This is a genomic window from Butyrivibrio sp. (assembly GCF_017635265.1).
GTDB lineage: Bacteria > Bacillota > Clostridia > Lachnospirales > Lachnospiraceae > Butyrivibrio.
Genome location: NZ_JAGBLU010000128.1, coordinates 1 through 17,381, shown reverse-complemented (window position 1 = coordinate 17,381; position 17,381 = coordinate 1). Strand labels below are relative to the sequence as shown.

General features: G+C 39.9%; 17 protein-coding genes, 2 tRNA genes and 1 riboswitch. Of the genes, 18 read left to right on the top strand and 1 reads right to left on the bottom strand.

Going from position 1 to position 17,381, the window contains the following annotated elements; genetic code table 11:
* Positions 1-120: 120 nt before the first annotated feature.
* From J6O61_RS15815 to J6O61_RS15790, 6 genes are all read left to right on the top strand, one after another.
* Positions 121-1,458 carry an LCP family protein gene (locus tag J6O61_RS15815; RefSeq protein ID WP_292215146.1) on the top strand — a complete coding sequence of 446 codons (1,338 nt, stop codon included), beginning with the start codon at positions 121-123 and terminating at the stop codon, positions 1,456-1,458.
* Between the two features lie 122 nt (positions 1,459-1,580).
* Positions 1,581-2,519: a glycosyltransferase family 2 protein gene (locus J6O61_RS15810; protein WP_292215144.1), complete on the top strand. Its 939-nt coding sequence runs from the start codon at positions 1,581-1,583 to the stop codon at positions 2,517-2,519.
* A 1-nt stretch (position 2,520) separates the two neighbouring features.
* Positions 2,521-3,177, top strand: a complete 657-nt coding sequence (locus J6O61_RS15805) for a GTP pyrophosphokinase (protein WP_292215143.1) — start codon at positions 2,521-2,523, stop codon at positions 3,175-3,177.
* A 322-nt stretch (positions 3,178-3,499) separates the two neighbouring features.
* Complete coding sequence (locus tag J6O61_RS15800) at positions 3,500-3,889, top strand: hypothetical protein (RefSeq protein ID WP_292215142.1); 390 nt, start codon at positions 3,500-3,502, stop codon at positions 3,887-3,889.
* A gap of 139 nt (positions 3,890-4,028) precedes the next feature.
* Positions 4,029-5,516 (top strand): peptidoglycan DD-metalloendopeptidase family protein, encoded by a 1,488-nt coding sequence (locus J6O61_RS15795; RefSeq protein WP_292215141.1) that lies wholly within the window; start codon positions 4,029-4,031, stop codon positions 5,514-5,516.
* Positions 5,517-5,609: 93 nt separating this feature from the next.
* Positions 5,610-6,899, top strand: coding sequence for a UDP-N-acetylglucosamine 1-carboxyvinyltransferase (locus J6O61_RS15790; protein WP_292215140.1), 1,290 nt, complete (start codon positions 5,610-5,612; stop codon positions 6,897-6,899).
* Between the two features lie 69 nt (positions 6,900-6,968).
* Here J6O61_RS15790 and J6O61_RS15785 read toward each other — a convergent pair whose 3' ends face one another.
* On the bottom strand, positions 6,969-8,057 hold the full coding sequence (locus J6O61_RS15785; protein ID WP_292215138.1) for an HD-GYP domain-containing protein: 1,089 nt from the start codon (positions 8,055-8,057) through the stop codon (positions 6,969-6,971).
* 144 nt (positions 8,058-8,201) lie between these two features.
* A riboswitch (FMN riboswitch) is annotated at positions 8,202-8,327 on the top strand.
* A gap of 93 nt (positions 8,328-8,420) precedes the next feature.
* Here J6O61_RS15785 and J6O61_RS15780 point away from each other — a divergent pair.
* From J6O61_RS15780 to J6O61_RS15725, 12 genes are all read left to right on the top strand, one after another.
* A complete protein-coding gene (locus tag J6O61_RS15780; protein WP_292215136.1) occupies positions 8,421-9,203 on the top strand; it encodes an ECF transporter S component in 783 nt (260 codons plus the stop codon).
* Between the two features lie 149 nt (positions 9,204-9,352).
* Complete coding sequence (tsaE, locus tag J6O61_RS15775) at positions 9,353-9,790, top strand: tRNA (adenosine(37)-N6)-threonylcarbamoyltransferase complex ATPase subunit type 1 TsaE (RefSeq protein ID WP_292215135.1); 438 nt, start codon at positions 9,353-9,355, stop codon at positions 9,788-9,790.
* 13 nt (positions 9,791-9,803) lie between these two features.
* On the top strand, positions 9,804-11,015 hold the full coding sequence (gene tsaB / locus J6O61_RS15770; protein WP_292215132.1) for a tRNA (adenosine(37)-N6)-threonylcarbamoyltransferase complex dimerization subunit type 1 TsaB: 1,212 nt from the start codon (positions 9,804-9,806) through the stop codon (positions 11,013-11,015).
* Positions 11,016-11,018: 3 nt separating this feature from the next.
* Positions 11,019-11,939, top strand: coding sequence for a ribonuclease Z (locus tag J6O61_RS15765; RefSeq protein ID WP_292215130.1), 921 nt, complete (start codon positions 11,019-11,021; stop codon positions 11,937-11,939).
* Between the two features lie 25 nt (positions 11,940-11,964).
* Positions 11,965-12,528, top strand: a complete 564-nt coding sequence (locus J6O61_RS15760) for a DUF6715 family protein (protein ID WP_292215128.1) — start codon at positions 11,965-11,967, stop codon at positions 12,526-12,528.
* Positions 12,529-12,546: 18 nt separating this feature from the next.
* On the top strand, positions 12,547-13,437 hold the full coding sequence (locus J6O61_RS15755; RefSeq protein WP_292215126.1) for a ChbG/HpnK family deacetylase: 891 nt from the start codon (positions 12,547-12,549) through the stop codon (positions 13,435-13,437).
* Between the two features lie 55 nt (positions 13,438-13,492).
* Positions 13,493-14,581 carry a tRNA (adenosine(37)-N6)-threonylcarbamoyltransferase complex transferase subunit TsaD gene (gene tsaD / locus J6O61_RS15750; RefSeq protein WP_292215255.1) on the top strand — a complete coding sequence of 363 codons (1,089 nt, stop codon included), beginning with the start codon at positions 13,493-13,495 and terminating at the stop codon, positions 14,579-14,581.
* 85 nt (positions 14,582-14,666) lie between these two features.
* Entirely contained in the window at positions 14,667-15,374 is a 708-nt protein-coding gene (gene ispD / locus J6O61_RS15745) for a 2-C-methyl-D-erythritol 4-phosphate cytidylyltransferase (protein WP_292215124.1), read from the top strand.
* Positions 15,375-15,430: 56 nt separating this feature from the next.
* On the top strand, positions 15,431-16,504 hold the full coding sequence (locus J6O61_RS15740) for a glycosyltransferase family 4 protein (RefSeq protein WP_292215122.1): 1,074 nt from the start codon (positions 15,431-15,433) through the stop codon (positions 16,502-16,504).
* Between the two features lie 2 nt (positions 16,505-16,506).
* The gene (locus tag J6O61_RS15735) at positions 16,507-17,013 is read left to right on the top strand and encodes an acyltransferase (protein WP_292215120.1); all 507 of its coding nucleotides are present in this window, start codon (positions 16,507-16,509) and stop codon (positions 17,011-17,013) included.
* A 128-nt stretch (positions 17,014-17,141) separates the two neighbouring features.
* Positions 17,142-17,227, top strand: a tRNA-Ser gene (locus tag J6O61_RS15730).
* 60 nt (positions 17,228-17,287) lie between these two features.
* A tRNA-Ser gene (locus J6O61_RS15725) sits at positions 17,288-17,376 on the top strand.
* The last annotated feature ends 5 nt before the right edge of the window (positions 17,377-17,381 follow it).

The following is a 17,381-nucleotide window of genomic DNA, read 5'->3' as shown; positions in this document are numbered from 1 at the left end:
ACAAGCGCAGAGTGATGTCTCAATCCTGTGCTTGTATATTTTTTTGTTTTGTGGCATAGTATAATGTGGTTTTCTGTTTATGAAAATTATAATTTTTTTGTTGGGACAAGGAGATAGAAAATGTCAAAGCGTGATGATGAATACTATGACAGAGATGAAAGACGTTCTTCTCATAGAAATAATAATGAAATAAGAAAGTCTTCCAGAGATGATAGATACCGTGATGATTATGAGGACTATGATGATTACGATGACTATGAAGACAGACCTGTAAGGAGAAGCTCAGGTAGTTCATCTAAGAGTCATTCGTCTTCGAAGAGTGGAACAAGGAGTCATACAAATTCTTCCAGAAGCCATTCTTCCAGAAAAAGTGGTTCGCATGGCGGATCAGGTAAAAAGAAAAATAATAAGAAAGCAATTATCATTCTTATTGCAGAGGTTTTGGTAGCATGTATTCTCGTACTTGTTGCTTACCATGTATTCTTTAAGGTGGATGTCACAAAGGTTGGCAAGGTCAACATGAATGAGGAAGTTATCTCTAACAGTATCAGTGAGACAGCTGCTGAAAATGAGCAGATGAAGGGATATACCAATATTGCTCTGTTTGGTGTTGATACCAGAGACGAAGCCAAGAATCAGGGTGCTATCAAGAAAAACACCAGAACAGATACGATTATTATTGCTTCTATTAACAATGAAAACGGTGAGGTTAAGCTTTGCTCAGTATATCGTGATACTTACCTTAACCTTAGTAATGATGAATATACAAAGTGTAACGCAGCTTATGCTGAAGGCGGTCCTGAACAGGCAATTTCAATGCTTAACATGAACCTTGATATGGATATTGAGGACTTTATCACTATAGGATTTAAGGGACTTACTGATGTAGTTAATGCTCTGGGCGGCGTTGATATTGAAGTTACAGAGGCTGAGATTTCGCATCTTAACAACTATCAGGCTACAATGGCTACAGAGCTTGGACTTGAATATGTGCCTGTAACAAGCACAGGACTTCAGACTCTAAACGGACTTCAGGCAACTGCTTACTGCCGTATCAGATACACAGCAGGAGATGACTTTAAGCGTGCCGAGAGACAAAGAACGGTCCTGATGGCTTGTCTTGAAAAAGCTAAGACCAAAAACTATTCAGATCTTGAAACAATTGCAAACAAGGCATTTGATGAAACATATACTTCTCTTGATATTTCAGAGATTCTTGAGCTTCTTAAGAATGTTGCCAACTACAATGTAGTAGATAATGGTGGATTCCCTGAGGAGAGCATGAGAGCAACAGGTACTATCGGTAAGAAAGGAAGTTGCGTAATTCCGGTTGATCTTGCAAGCAATGTTATGTGGCTTCACGAGTTCCTGTTTGATGATGCAGATTATACAATTTCTTCTGATGTTCAGAAGTACAGCGACAAAATCAAGTCAGATACTGATCCATATTTGAATTAAATGCATAAACACTTAGATGGTATGTGCGTATTGTGCTTGCACAAAACTGCACATACCATTTTTAACATCATGGGAAATTTTCTATGATATAAAAGCGACTCTTTACATTGATGAGGAAACACATGAATACAGTTGATGTAATAATACCAACATACAAACCGGATATTTCATTATTCAGACTTATTGATGATCTTGAGAGACAGTCACTTAGACCAAGTCATATCATTATCATGAATACGGAAAAAAAGTATTGGGATAAACTATTAGACAGTTCAAATGAGAACCCATTGGAGAAATATGACAATATTATTTTAAGGCATGTGACCAAGGCAGAATTTGATCACGGCGAGACCAGAAATCAGGGTGTTGCATTATCTGATGCGGATTTCTTTTTGATGATGACACAGGATGCGTTCCCGAGGGATAAGATGCTTATCAGCAGTCTTTCAAAGGCACTCTCTCCGGATGTGGCTGCAGCATATGCAAGACAGTATCCCAAGACCGACTGCAATCTTGCGGAGAGATATTCAAGAAAGTTCAATTATCCAAACGAACCTATGAAAAAGACACAGGCTGATGTGGATAAGCTTGGTATAAAAACATATTTTTGTTCAAATGTGTGTGCGATGTATAGGCGAGATGTATATAATGTAATTGGTGGATTTACTCATAGAACTATTTTCAACGAGGATATGGTCTATGCGGGTAATGCCTGTCAGAGAGGATATGCTATTATGTATGTTCCGGAGGCCGGAGTTATTCACTCACACAATTACACCTGCATGCAACAGTTCCACAGGAACTTTGATCTGGGAGTTTCACAGACTGATCATCCTGAGATTTTTGGCAGGCTCAAGTCAGAGTCTGAAGGTAAAAAGATGGTGCGCCAGACTATAGATCATTTCAGACATATAGGTAAGGCATATCTTATACCCGGATATATAGTAATGTGTGGCTTTAGATGGATGGGCTACAAACTTGGAAGAAATTATCGGAAGCTTCCGATGTGCATAGTGAAAGCTTGTAGTCTGAACAAGGACTATTGGAAAACGAGGGGCTGATATGGAATTGGATTTAGCCGGAACCGGCATCAAGATTTCAGATGATATTAATACATGGGAGGAAGTAAGCCTCCTTTATAATGCTGCGCTTAAACAGATTACAACCAAGATTGAAATCCTCAACGAGGAATTTCAGGAGGTTCACAGGTACAATCCTATAGAGCATGTTAAGGCTAGGGTTAAGGCTCCTGAGAGTATTGTAAAAAAACTTAAGAGAAACGGTTATGAGTCCACTATTGGTAATATGGTCCGTTATGTCAATGATATTGCCGGAATCCGTATTATCTGTTCTTTTACTTCGGATATTTATAGAATTGCCGAGATGATAAGCAATCAGAAGGATATTCAGGTCTTAACAGTCAAGGACTACATCATGAATCCCAAAAACAGTGGCTACAGAAGCTATCACATGATAGTTTCCCTTCCTGTTTACTTGTCAGACAGAATTGTAAATGTAAAGGTTGAAATTCAGATCAGGACTGTAGCTATGGATTTCTGGGCGTCTCTTGAGCATAAAATTCAGTACAAATTTGAAGGTAAGGCTCCGAGTCACATTAATTCGGAACTTACACAGTGCGCACAGATGGTTGCGGATCTTGATGCACGTATGCTTTCGCTTAATGAAGAAATTCAGGCCGTAGGAGAAAAGAAAGAATAGGAATCGGTCGAGAGAAGAACGAATTGCTTTACTGTTGAATATGTAAACTGATAATTAATGAGGAGTGGCCAGACACGGTTTCCCGCACCTGGCCTATTATGAAAAAATCTATCTTTCTAAATTGGGTTGCCGTATTTCCATCGGCTATGGTATTAATATACAATTCAAATATTAATAAATTATGAACAAAACGTAAATAAATGGTAAAAGTGAACAACAAATCACTTTTTATAAATATTGTCTTGTCTAATTTGCACAATGGATGATAATCTATATTGTATGCAGAATAGAGGAAGAACAAACGATGTTGGGAGGGAATATTTTGGATAACATTATGGATAAACTTGCTGAAAAGATCAGTGCCCAGGATATGATTAAAGCTAACACTCAGGCTGAGGTTGAATCTGCTATCAGTGAATCGGTTGAAGCTGTCTCCAGGAAAATGGAAGAGAGCTTTAACAAGAAGTTTGATGAAAACAGCACAAAAACTCATGATGTCGGGGTTCAGACCTATCGAAATATTCAGGCAGTATTGAACAAACAGGAAGAAAAACATCAGGAAGAGTACAAGGAAATCCAAAAGAGATTTGAGGAGGTTCAGGTTGCTGTTGAAACAAAGAATACTGCACTTCTTCCACTTCTGATTGTTACCCTCTTGGTTGCAGGAGCTGATCTTGTTATAAATATTCTCAAAATAATCGGCATACTTTGATATTGCGAGAAAAATGTTCCATAGAAAGATTTAAAGCATGAATTTTAGAAATACAATTTTTAGAAATAGAATTAAAATATGGTTTTTACACTCTACTTTGATAGTGATAGCATTTTGGATACTGTTTATGCCCACATTTGTGAAATTTCAAAGGGGAGGCAGTAATCTTTTTACCATTACTCTTAATGGACAGATTGTAGGTACAGTTGCAGCCAAAAAAGATGCATATGAAGCATACAGATCTGCAAGAAAAGAGATATCAGAAAGTAACGATGAACTGACGTTGGCAGGAGCTGACCTTACTGTCGAGGGCAGCAATGAAGTTTTTGGTGTTGTAAGTTCTATATCTGATGTGACATCTGCCATGGTTGATGTGTTGACAGGTAGCAGAAAAAGTACGTTAAACAGAGCTTATTCCATTAAAATAAATGAGTTTTCGGTTAATCTTTCATCAATTGATGATGTGATGACTCTTCTTGAAACAGCCCTTTCAAACTATGATACGGAGGATCAATATGATGTCACTTTAAAACTTGATCCTACAAGAGAAGTTAACGTTTTGACACCTGTTGTAATGAGCAAGGAAGAAGTAAAAAAAGAAGAGGAAAGCGCTCAGACAGGCATGCCTGAAGCAGGATTTTCAGCTATGCTTACTGAGACAGTTAAGGAAGCTACACCTCTTTCTTATGATAAAGATTTTTCGGATTATGAGCTTGGGCTTATGTCCATAGAATTTGCCGATAAGGTTGAAATCGTGGAGAGTTACCTTCCTGAAGAAGAGATAACGGATATTTCTGCTGCTATTGACGAGGTCACCAAGGATAAAGAAACTAACCAGATTTATGAAGTTCAGGAAGGTGATGTGCTGGGCTCAATTGCGCTTAAGTATGATCTGACAGTTGCGGACATCGTTGCCATGAATGGATTTCTTGAAAGTGAGAATACAACCATCAGAACAGGGGATGAACTTATAGTTACAGTTCCTGAACCGGAACTTTCAGTAGTTTATACTGTTCAGGAGTACTATGAAGAGGATTACGAGGCTGAGGTTGAGTATGTCTACAATGATTCATGGTACACGACTCAGAGCAAAGTTATTCAGGAGCCGTCTGCAGGGCACAGAAAGGTGGTGGCTCTTGTCACTTACAATGACGACACTGAAGTTTCAAGTGAAATTCAAAAAGAGGAGATCACTTATCAGGCTGTTCCAAAAATTGTAGAGAAAGGCACCATTGTTCCTCCTACTTATATTAAGCCTATTTCCGGCGGTCGTTTAACATCGGGATTTGGAAAAAGAACCAGCCCGACTAAGGGAGCAAGCTCCTACCATAAGGGGGTTGACTGGGCTACTCCTGTTGGTACGGCGGTTGTTGCATCATCATCCGGTGTTGTTACAAGAGCCGGTTGGGGAAGCGGATACGGATATTGCGTATATATCAGACATTCGGATGGAAGAGAAACAAGGTACGGACATCTTTCTAAAGTGCTTGTATCTGTAGGCCAGTCAGTATCTCAGGGACAGAAGATTGCTCTTTCGGGTAATACAGGTGTCTCAACCGGACCTCATTTGCATTTTGAGATACTTATAGGTGGCTCTCAGGTTAATCCACTGAACTATCTAAACTGAGGCTTTTTGACACATGTATCATATTGTGCTATTAATATTATTTGGCAAAAGTGTTAAAAATATTAAATTTTGGTTATTTGGGATGGGATTCCTATGGATAAATATGTAATAAAGGGTGGCGTTCCTCTTGTGGGAGAGGTTGAAATAGGCGGCGCAAAAAACGCTGCTCTTGCCATTTTGGCCGCTGCTACAATGACGGACGAAACCGTATATATAGACAATATGCCTGATGAGTCAGATACTAATGCTATGCTTCAGGCCATAAGTTCTACAGGTGCTTTTGTGGAGAGAACAGGCAGACATTCAGTTAAGATCAATGCTTCGCAGATCCACACATTTACAATAGAGGATTACATTAAGAAAATTCGCGCTTCATATTATTTACTTGGAGCTTTTCTTGGCAAGTATAAAAAGGCCGGAGTTGTTTTACCAAGCGGATGTAATATCGGACTTCGTCCTATCGATCAGCATATCAAGGGCTTTACAGCCCTCGGTGCACAGGTGAGTATCGAACATGGAATTATTGACGCTCACGCAGATAAGCTTATAGGAAGCCATATATATCTGGATGTTGTGAGTGTAGGAGCTACTATCAATATCATGATGGCAGCGACTATGGCTGATGGTAAGACTATAATCGAGAATGCAGCCAAGGAACCGCATGTAGTTGATTTTGCAAACTTTCTCAATAGTATGGGTGCTAATATTAAAGGCGCAGGTACTGATGTTATCAGAATCAAGGGCGTTGAGAAGCTTCACGGAACAGAATATACCATCATACCTGATCAGATTGAAGCCGGAACATTTATGATGGCAGCAGCTGCCACCAAAGGTGATATCACTATCAAAAATGTTATTCCCAAGCATTTGGAGTCCATCAGCGCCAAGCTTATAGAAATGGGATGCCAGATACATGAATCAGATGATGCTGTAAGAGTAGTTGCTACTAAACGTCTTACAAACACTCATGTCAAGACTCTTCCATATCCGGGATTCCCTACCGATATGCAGCCTCAGATAACGGTTGCACTTGGACTTGCAAGCGGAATCAGTATTGTTACAGAGAGTATTTTTGAAAATAGATTTAAATATGTGGATGAGCTCACAAGGATGGGGGCATGTATTAAGGTAGAAGGTAGCACTGCTATTATTGAAGGTGTTGATAAGTACACCGGAGCTACAGTATCTGCTCCGGATCTTAGGGCGGGAGCAGCCCTTGTAATTGCAGCTCTCACAGCTGAAGGTTTCTCATCTGTCGAGGACATTATGTACATAGAAAGAGGATATGAGGACTTTGATAAGAAGCTTAGAGAACTGGGAGCTCACATTGAAAAAGTAGATTCGGATTACGATATGCAGAAATTTAAATTGAAAAATGCCTAAAAAAAAGGAAAGCCGTAAGTCTCCCAAAGGGGCTGACAGCTTTCCTTTTATTTTTTACGGTTATAATAATCAAAGAATCTTTTCGATAAATATTTTGGGACACTTGGAAAGGTCTATATAATCATCACCAATCTTAACTGTTGGTTTTGACAGAGTATCCTGATTTATGAATATTATTTCTCCGATTTCACCTGAGTTTAGCTGGACGGTACTTGCAATGTAGGTTTCCACAATATGCTTTAGGAAAGTCATTATCATTTCGGAGTCATATTTGGTAAATCCATTTTCTTCAAAAAGTTCAATTGCAATAAAAGGACAAAGTGGTTCACGGTAGTATCTTGCACTTGTCATTGCGTCATAAACATCGGCAATCGAAACCAGCTTTGCATATCGATCAATCTGTGGAGCCAAAAGACCTTGTGGATAACCTGAACCGTCACATCTTTCATGGTGCATAAGAGCGGCGTTTTTTATATGATTATTGATGGACTGCCTGCTTAAAACATCGTATCCTATCTGAGGGTGTTTTTTTATTTCTTCATATTCCTTGGCTGTCAGTTTTCCACGTTTCTTTATTATGCTGTCAGGAATCATTATCTTACCTATGTCGTGGAAAAGACCTGACTGTGTGGCGATATCTATTTCTGTATCATCCATCTTAAGCCATTTTGCCAGGATGTTGGAGATGAGGGCTACATTGATGCAGTGTGCATAAGTTGCGTCGTCGTAAAGCCTTAAGTTGTGAAGCATATCAAAAATTTCATTTGTGCTGCCGCCCTTTTCAATAAGGCTATATATGGGAGCCATAAGCTCATCAATTTTGAATTCTTTGTTTTTTAGTATGATGTCATTTATAGAATGTTCGAAGGCTAATGAACATTCTTCAAAATCTTTTTTGAACTCCCGAAATTCCAAGGACGATTGTATGCGTTCGGAACGGGTTGGATTCTGTTTAAAATCATTTGAGTAGTCATCAGTGTCTATAGCTTTTTTGTCATCTACCAGAACTTCATCAATGGAGTAGAAAGCAAGCTTTGCTAAATCTTTTCTGCTGATTACATCTCCTTTATTCAAAAGAACAACTTTTTGTGTATTAACATAGACGTCTTCGGCCAGAACCATTCCGGGCTTCAGGCTCTTACGGTCAATTTTTTTCATGATAACCTCGTGGATTTTGATAAGCGTAAATGCACACATTTATGTATCATACTAAATATATTAAAATTATAGTTGTGCAAAATTTTATTGTCAAACACCTTGACATATGAGGTAAACCATAATAGTATGAGCTATAGAAAAAATATAGTTCTTCGGGGTAGGGTGTAATTCCCAACCGGCGGTATAGTCCGCGACCCGTTTGCTTATGCAAGCGGCTGATTTGGTGAGATTCCAAAACCGACAGTAAAGTCTGGATGAGAGAAGAATGCATAGTTTTGTTTGCATACCCCAAGTACTGTGTACTTGGGTTTTTTTGACAACAGCTGTGTATAGGACTCCTCCCCCGAACAAAAGGAGGAAGAAATGAAACAGGAACAAAGTTTACTTCAGATCATTGCGGGGAATTCAGGCAGATTTATAGGGTTGGTGCTGTTAATAGTACTTGCATTTGCACTGGCTTATCTGGCTGAAAAGATAGCGGCGAAGAAAGATTTGAAGGAAGGAAGAAAAACGGAGGGAATCTTAACACCCAGAAAGATGGCAATTATCGGTGTTTTTTCAGCAATCTCTTTTGTGCTGATGCTTATAGAGTTTCCGCTTCCAATTGCACCTGGCTTTTACAAGTTTGACTTCAGCGATATTCCGGCTCTTATAGTTGGATTTGCGGCAGGTCCGTTTGCCGGCGTTATGGTAGAATTTATCAAGGTCACACTCAATGTTCTTATTCAGGGAACAACATCTGCTTTTGTCGGAGAGATAGCAAACTTTGTGATCGGAGCGTCTTTTGTAATGGTTGCCTCTATTGTCTACAGATTTAAGAGAACAAGGACTACTGCTCTTATCGGATGTATTCTCGCAACACTTTGCATTGCTATTATCGGAGCATCATTAAATGCATTCTTTATGATACCGGCATATGCTCTTATGTTTGGCGGCATTGAGAATATTTTAAAAGCAGGAACAGAGATTTATCCATTTGTCGATAATCTTTTTACATTCTGTCTGTTTTGTGTAGCACCATTTAACCTGATTAAGGGTGTAGTTCACAGTGCAGTGACATTCCTTATCTACAAGCAGATTAGTCCGATTTTAAAGGCAGAGCCTATGATTGTAGCCAAAAAGAAAACTGTCGAAGCTGACGCGTGATGGTAAACGCCGTTTATTATGAGGGCGTTTCACATTTCATATCAGAAATGATTCATGGTATAGGAGCCGCATGTAAAAGTGCGGCTCTTTTTGTGCCTTGGTTAATATGCTATACTATTAATTAGAATGTGATATTTGTGAGGTTTTATATGGATATAGTAACCAAACTTGAGACAAATAGTGCGAAGGAAACCTTCGAAATAGGAAAAAGAATAGGTGAAAGCGCTGCTCCCGGGATGGTTTACACACTAATTGGTGACCTTGGAGTTGGCAAGACGGTTCTTACCCAGGGAGTTGCGGCAGGCCTTGGGATTAGTGGACCTGTCAGCAGCCCGACTTTTACAATCCTGCAGGTTTATGATGAGGGAAGAATTCCGTTTTATCATTTTGACGTATATAGAATTGGCGATGTCAGTGAGATGGATGAGATTGGCTATGAGGATTATTTCTATGGCGATGGAATCTGCTTTGTTGAATGGGCCAATCTTATTGAGGAAATTTTACCTGAACATTACACAGAGATTGTTATAGAAAAAAATTTAGAGAAAGGCTTTGATTATCGCCTTATAACAATGACAAAGAAATAACCCGGAGATATACATGAAGATTTTAGCAATTGATACATCGGGACTTGTGGGGGCTGTTGCTGTTTCAGATGGTGACATGTTGCTTTCACAGTTCCTTATTCAGTACAAAACTACACACTCAGAGATCCTAATGCCTATGCTTGATGACATATGCAAAAAGATTCACTTGGATTTATCCACGATTGATGCTATTGCTGTGGCTAAAGGGCCCGGATCTTTTACAGGACTTAGGATAGGAAGCGCAACGGCCAAGGGACTTGCTCTTGCGCTGAATAAGCCTATAGTCGCAATTCCTACGGTTGATGGAATTGCCTACAATCTCTATGGTGTTGAAAAGATAATATGTCCTATTATGGATGCCAGGAGAAATCAAGTTTATACAGGTCTTTATACCTTTGTGCCAAACAGGCAGGAGGGGAAAGTTCGCGAGCAGACTTTTGACATGCAGGTTATTCATGAGCAATTTGCTACTTCTGTGGATAATATTGCGGAAGAGATTAACAAGATTGGCAAGCCGGTAGTCCTTTTGGGCGATGGTGTACCTGTTTACAGGGATAAACTTGAGGGACTGTTAACTGTTCCATACTCTATTGCGCCGTTTCATCAGAGCAGGCAGAATGCGGCGGCTCTTTGCGCCCTTGCCAACGTCTATGCTGCAGAGAACAGGTTTGTAAGTGCGGATGAGTTTGCACCTGATTACTTGAGACTTTCACAGGCAGAGCGCGAAGCTGCGGAAAATGGCGGGGCAGCACCTAAAAAGGATAACAATCCAAAGGCTCCCGGAATTATCAGAGTCAGGGAGATGACAGCTGAGGATGTGGATGATGCCTATAAACTGGAAGAGATGAATCTGGGAAAAGAGGCATGGACCAGAAAGCAGCTTCTTGATGCTATGACAAGGGATGACACTATTTATCTTGTGGCTGAAAAGGCCGGCAGGATTGTTGGATTGTGCGGCGTTCAGAATATATCTGGTGATGGAGAGATTACTAACGTTTCTGTGTCCATGGATACCAGAAGGGAAGGTGTTGCATATAAGATGATGCGCCAGCTCCTTGAAAGGGGACGTGGACTTGGAATCGAGGCATATACTCTGGAAGTCAGAGCAGGTAACGCACCTGCGATAGGCCTATATGAGCGATTGGGATTTGTCTCGGAGGGGAAAAGACCCGGATTTTACGAGGAACCCAAAGAGGATGCCGTTATTTATTGGAAAAGGAAATAATATATGATAGATGTTTGTTTACTTGGAACCGGCGGAATGATGCCGCTTCCAAACCGCTATCTCACGTCGCTTCTTGTGAGATACAACGGAAAATGTGTTTTGATTGATTCGGGTGAAGCAACTCAGATTGCCATGAAAAAGAAGGGAATCAGCGCTAAACCAATTGATGTTATCTGTTTTACCCATTATCACGCCGACCACATCAGTGGTCTGCCGGGACTTCTTTTAACAATGGGAAACGCAGAGCGCACGGAACCGTTGCTGATGGTAGGACCAAAGGGGCTTGAGAAAGTAGTCAATTCACTTCGTGTGATTGCACCTGAATTGCCATTTAAGATTATTTTTAAAGAATTAACTGAAAATGAGACCATATTTTCTTTGGATGGATTTCCTGAGTTTACTATCAAAGCATTCAAAGTTAATCACAATATAACCTGTTATGGGTATACTTTAGAACTTAAGCGGCAAGGGAAATTTAATGTAGAAGCTGCCATGGCAGCAGGTATTGACAGACAGTATTGGAACAGACTTCAAAAGGGTAATATAATAGAGCTTGAGGATGGAAGAGTATTCACCCCTCAGATGGTTCTTGGAGAGACCAGAAAGGGGCTGAAACTTACATATACTACGGACTCCCGCCCGACGGAGAGTATCGTGGAAAATGCGAAAGATTCAGATCTTTTCATATGCGAGGGGATGTATGGCGAGCCTGACAAAATTGTAAAGGCCAAGGAATACAAGCATATGACATTTTATGAAGCAGCCAAGATGGCGAAAAGAGCAGAGGTAAAAGAGATGTGGCTTACTCACTACAGCCCTTCACTGGTCAACCCTGCTGAGTATTTACCTGAAACAAAAAAGATTTTCCAAAATGTAGTTGCAGCAAAAGACGGCAGAAGTGTCACACTTAAGTTTGAAGATTAAAAGAGCTTAAGAAAGCGAGGGGGCTATGGAAAACACTAAATCAGCAGTAATTAAGTCAGTATTACTTGTAGTTTTTGGCGCACTTGTGGTTTTGGGATTATTTCTTCTTTTTACCAGAAATAAGACATCCAATGAGGAAAAGTATGATCTGACGGTTGTAGATCAGATTACAACAACCAACCTTGAAAAGAATTATCCTGCCAATCCCAGGAAGGTTGTGGATATGTATGCCAACATCATGAAGGTTCTGTACAAGGAGACTTATACTGATGATCAGCAACAAAAAATGCTGGAAGTTCTTGCGGGTATAATGGATGATGAGCTTTTAGCCAATCAGTCCAATTTTTATCAGTCCATGAAAAATGAGGTAAAGACAAAACGTGATGAGGATTACTCCATTCCTTCATATCAGGTTCAAAGCAGGGAACCTGAAGTCGTTACAGTCGATGGCAGGAAAATGTGCAATGTTGACTGTTATTTTAACCTAAGGAAGGGAACGTCAAGTCAGGGGCTTTATTACATGTTTATTTTGAGACAGGATGATTCCGGCAAATGGAAGATTCTTGGGTGGTCGGAAGTATCTAATTGAGTTTAGGAGGAAAGTATTTTGGTTGAGTACCATGCAGACGATTATGGTCTTTTTCCCGAGCAAAGTCGTCATATTATAGATTGTTATCATAACGGGGCTCTTAATGGCATAAGTATTATGCCAAACAGTCCGTACCTTAAAGAGTGCATGGAGCAGATAAAGGATATACAAAAGGAGCTTTTTGTTACTGTTCACCTTAATTTTGTAGAGGGAAAACCACTTACAGGAAGCAAGGCTTCGAGACTTATAAATTCTGATGGTAATTTTAATATTGGATTTATTAAGTTATTGGTTATAAGTTATCTGCCTGTTTTAAGGCTTCTTTACAAAAAGCAGATAAAAAAAGAGGTTGAGGCTCAGATTGAAGCCTGCAGACCTTATATGAACGACGGAATTTTCAGAATTGACGGCCATGTGCATTATCACATGTTGCCTGTTATTTTTGACTCTGTTATGGAAGTTATTAAAGAAAAGAATCTTAATGTTTCCTATATCAGATTTCCTAAAGAAGAGATATCAATTTATCAGAAGGCAGCTTCGAAATTAAGCGGTATTTCGTTTGTTAATGTCTTAAAGGTTCTTATTCTTAATTTTCTTTCAAAAAGAAATATAAGAAAGTACAGAAATGAACTTGAGATTTTAAAGGTAGAAGACAAGCTTTTCATGGGTGTTATGATGTCGGGACATATGTTCTACGACAATGTAAAGGCGTGCCTTCCAATAGCCGGAGATATTCTTGCGGACAGAGGAAAAAGTGAAATGGAAATTTTATTCCATCCCGGAGATGTTTCAAACGATGCAGATATAGCTCTTTTGACCAGCAAGGATGACTATAATTTCCTTACAAGTGAGAACAGGTTTAAAGAGGCACAGGCTCTAAAGAAATTCGGCGGTAATCTTAAGAGATAAAGGTAATACAGATATGGAAATAAACAAGAATATTGAGGATGACGGTGTTATCTTCATGTCGATAAAAGAGGGGAAAAATAATGAGCAGCAGGGGGCGGTGGACTCAGATGTGACAATTCTTGCTATTGAGAGCAGCTGTGATGAGACGGCGGCAGCAGTTGTGAGAAACGGCAGGGAGGTCCTTTCCAATATTATTTCTTCCCAGATTGCGCTTCATACGATATATGGCGGAGTTGTTCCTGAAATTGCATCAAGAAAACATGTTGAAAAGATGAATGGGTGCATAAGGGCGGCTTTATCTGAAGCTAATCTGACACTGGAGGATATTGATGCTGTTGCAGTGACCTACGGTCCGGGACTTGTAGGGGCACTTCTTGTTGGGGTTTCCGAAGCTAAAGCGATTTCTTTTGCTACAGGAAAACCACTTATCGGAGTTCATCATATCGAAGGTCATATCAGTGCAAATTTCATCGAAAATAAAGATCTAAAGCCGCCCTTTGTGTGTCTTGTGGTTTCCGGCGGACATTCCCATCTGGTAGTTGTTAAGGATTATGGCGAGTATGAGATTATCGGACAGACCAGAGATGATGCGGCAGGAGAAGCTTTTGACAAGGTGGCAAGGGCTATTGGGCTCGGCTATCCGGGGGGACCTAAAATTGATAAGGCAGCAAAAGAGGGAAATCCTGATGCCTTTACTTTTCCCAAGGCTCAGATAGCTGATGCGGAATACGATTTCTCTTTTAGTGGATTAAAATCTTCAGTGCTGAATTATATAAATCAGGCCAAGATGCAGGGGCATGACCTTGATCAGGCTGATGTTGCCGCTTCATTCCAAAAGGCAGTGGTTGAAGTACTTGTTTCTCATGCCATAAAAGCCTGCAAAGAATATGGCCACGATAAGCTTGCAATTGCAGGAGGTGTTGCCTCTAATTCAGGACTTCGTGAGCTTATGGAAAAAGAGTGCGCAAAGGAAAATATCAGTTTCTATAGGCCTTCACCGGTTCTTTGTACGGACAATGCGGCGATGATCGGGGCAGCAGCTTACTATGAATACAAGAAAGGTGTTCGCTTTGGGCTTGATATGAATGCTGTGCCTAATTTGCCTTTGGGAGACCGTGAGCGGAGATTCCACGGAAGGCGATAAATATGCTGAATGCATATGAAAAACAGCGTCTATAGCTGCGTTACTTATGTTAATAACGTTTTACAAGGGGATGAGGTGTTGAGGTATGAAGACAGTTGCAGTGGTACTTGCTGCCGGAAGTGGCAGCAGGATGAAAAGCGATGTCAAAAAGCAGTATATGGAGATAGGCGGAAAACCCCTTATATATTATTCTCTGAAGGCTTTTGAAGAAAGTGTTATAGATGACATAGTTTTGGTGGTCTCACGCGGAGACATTGACTATGTGAGAACGGAAATTGTGGATAAATACGGGTTTGATAAGGTTAAAGCTGTTGTTGAAGGGGGACTTTACAGATATCACAGTGTAAGACTGGGACTTCAGGCAGCAGATAGTGACTGCGACTATGCTTTTATCCACGATGGGGCGAGACCTTTTGTGGATAACGATATTATCATGAGGGCTCTTCATGGAGTTAAAGAGTTTGGAGCCTGCGTGGTTGGTATGCCCGTAAAGGATACCATAAAGATTGCAGACGAAAATGGGTTTGCCAAGGAAACACCTGACAGGGCCAAAACATGGATGATCCAGACTCCGCAGGTCTTTTCATATAAACTGATTCTGGAATTGTACCAAAGACTTGACAGAGAAGAGGGAGAACTTATGGCGAAAGGTGTGAATATCACTGATGATGCCATGGTTGTAGAGTATTTCTCGGATAAAAAAGTCAAGTTAATTGAAGGGTCTTACAACAATATCAAAATTACAACACCGGAGGATATTCCGGCTGCAGAGGCAATTTTGAAAAATATTTGATTTTGAAAACCGGGTGAAAATATATGGAAAAAGGTAGCAGAAATCCCCGAATTTGTATGATTGTCCAGCAACCTGACGTTAAGGGCGGAATTGCTGCAGTTACAAATGGTTATTACGACAGTAGACTGGAAAAAGAATACAAACTTTGTTATATAGAGTCATATTGTGACGGGAGTAAGATAAAAAAAGCTGTTAAAGCGTTAAAATCATATATACAATTTTATAAATGTCTCAGAGGTTTTAAGCCTGAATTGGTTCATGTTCATTCCTCATTTGGGCCAAGCTTTTACAGAATGCAGCCATTTCTTTACATGGCAAAAAAGAAGAATATACCGGTAATAGATCATTGCCATGGCGCTGATTTTAACACCTTTTACGTAAATGCATCAGACAAAAAGAAAAAACGTATTCGTAAAGTATATAACGATTTCGATAAAGTTATTGTTCTTTCTGATGAATGGAAGAAAAAAATGGGAGAGGTTCTTCCTGACGATAAGATGGTAGTTATTGAGAACTACTGTAAACCAAAGAATGAAGAATTGATTGAGAAGCTGTTTTCGGAGCGTTTTGAAAGAAAGCAGGTTCTTTTTCTTGGGGAACTTGGTAAAAGAAAAGGTGGATTTGATTTTGCCGGTATCATAGATAATGCACATAAGGGTGATATAGATATAAAATTTGCATTGTGCGGAAGTGGGACAGATTCTGAAGTTAACGAGATAAAAGAAGCTGTTTATAAGGTGACTTCCAAAGAGAAAGCTCTTTTCCCGGGATGGGTGAGAGGAAATGAAAAGGATAACATTCTCAGGGAGTCTGCCGTGTTTATGCTTCCGTCCTATGATGAGGGACTACCCATGTCTATTCTTGATGCAATGGCCTATGGTCTGCCGGTGGTATCTACAAATGTCGGCGGAATACCGCAGCTTGTGGAAAACGGAAAGAATGGTTTTCTGTGTGAGCCGGGAGATACAAAAGCTCTGGGAGAACGTATAAAAGAACTTTTGTCAGACAGAGACAGGTATATTTCTGCTTCAAGAGAAAGTTACAGGATTGCAGGGCAAAACTACAGCTTTGATGCACATTTGGAAAAATTGTTCAAAGTATACGATTTGGTTTTGGGATATGAGGGATAAAAATGCGTTCACCGTTACTGTATTTAAAAAATGTTTTTGTAGTAGGATTAAAAAAGATAAGATATATGTCAAAATTTTCGGCAGGCATAATTCAAACTTTTGATAAACTGCATGTTGAAATCCATGGAAGCGGAAAAGTAAAGCTTGGAAGCTATAATCAGAATAGGGGTAATCTTTACCTTGTGGCTGACGGAGGAGAGATTATAATAGGCAATCATTGCTTTTTTAATACAGGAACCTGTATTTCTTCTACTGAGCAGATTATTATTGGTGATAATTGCAAAATCGGAAATAATGTTGTTATAGTTGACCATGATCATAACTTCAAAAACGATGGTGAAAATGAGTTTATCAGCTCAAAAATTGAAATTGGGAATGGAACCTGGATTGGAGCCAATGTAACTATCCTTCGAGGAACCAAAATTGGAGCCAACGCCGTGATTGGTGCGGGCTGCGTGATTAAAGGAGAGGTTTCTGAAGGTGAAAAAGTTATTCAAAAAAGAGTATAAAAGTTCACGTGGAGAAAATTTTTAAAAAAAATTGAAAAATATGCTTGACATAGTGGGCGGCCTTTGTTAATATAATTCTTGCGCTGCGGCGAGAACAAAACAAATCTTCCGCAGAGTTGTAAATATTCGGAGCGATATCGAAGCGGTCATAACGAGGCGGTCTTGAAAACCGTTTGGCGGCAACGCCACAAGGGTTCGAATCCCTTTCGCTCCGCTTAATTATGAACACGCTGCTTTACAAACAATAACATATTTATTGTTAATCAACTATTTTGCAGAAGTACTCAAGTGGTTGAAGAGACACCCCTGGAAAGGGTGCAGGTCGTTAATAGCGGCGCGAGGGTTCAAATCCCTCCTTCTGCGTTGCC

Bases quoted from the DNA above. Each gene is read 5' to 3' on its own strand.
- J6O61_RS15780 (WP_292215136.1), top strand. From the start codon at position 8,421: ATGAAACAGGAACAAAGTTTACTTCAGATCATTGCGGGGAATTCAGGC.
- tsaE (WP_292215135.1), top strand. From the start codon at position 9,353: ATGGATATAGTAACCAAACTTGAGACAAATAGTGCGAAGGAAACCTTC.
- J6O61_RS15815 (WP_292215146.1), top strand. From the start codon at position 121: ATGTCAAAGCGTGATGATGAATACTATGACAGAGATGAAAGACGTTCT.
- J6O61_RS15765 (WP_292215130.1), top strand. From the start codon at position 11,019: ATGATAGATGTTTGTTTACTTGGAACCGGCGGAATGATGCCGCTTCCA.
- J6O61_RS15735 (WP_292215120.1), top strand. From the start codon at position 16,507: ATGCGTTCACCGTTACTGTATTTAAAAAATGTTTTTGTAGTAGGATTA.
- tsaB (WP_292215132.1), top strand. From the start codon at position 9,804: ATGAAGATTTTAGCAATTGATACATCGGGACTTGTGGGGGCTGTTGCT.
- ispD (WP_292215124.1), top strand. From the start codon at position 14,667: ATGAAGACAGTTGCAGTGGTACTTGCTGCCGGAAGTGGCAGCAGGATG.
- J6O61_RS15785 (WP_292215138.1), bottom strand. From the start codon at position 8,057: ATGAAAAAAATTGACCGTAAGAGCCTGAAGCCCGGAATGGTTCTGGCC.
- J6O61_RS15790 (WP_292215140.1), top strand. From the start codon at position 5,610: ATGGATAAATATGTAATAAAGGGTGGCGTTCCTCTTGTGGGAGAGGTT.
- J6O61_RS15805 (WP_292215143.1), top strand. From the start codon at position 2,521: ATGGAATTGGATTTAGCCGGAACCGGCATCAAGATTTCAGATGATATT.
- J6O61_RS15740 (WP_292215122.1), top strand. From the start codon at position 15,431: ATGATTGTCCAGCAACCTGACGTTAAGGGCGGAATTGCTGCAGTTACA.
- J6O61_RS15760 (WP_292215128.1), top strand. From the start codon at position 11,965: ATGGAAAACACTAAATCAGCAGTAATTAAGTCAGTATTACTTGTAGTT.
- tsaD (WP_292215255.1), top strand. From the start codon at position 13,493: ATGTCGATAAAAGAGGGGAAAAATAATGAGCAGCAGGGGGCGGTGGAC.
- J6O61_RS15810 (WP_292215144.1), top strand. From the start codon at position 1,581: ATGAATACAGTTGATGTAATAATACCAACATACAAACCGGATATTTCA.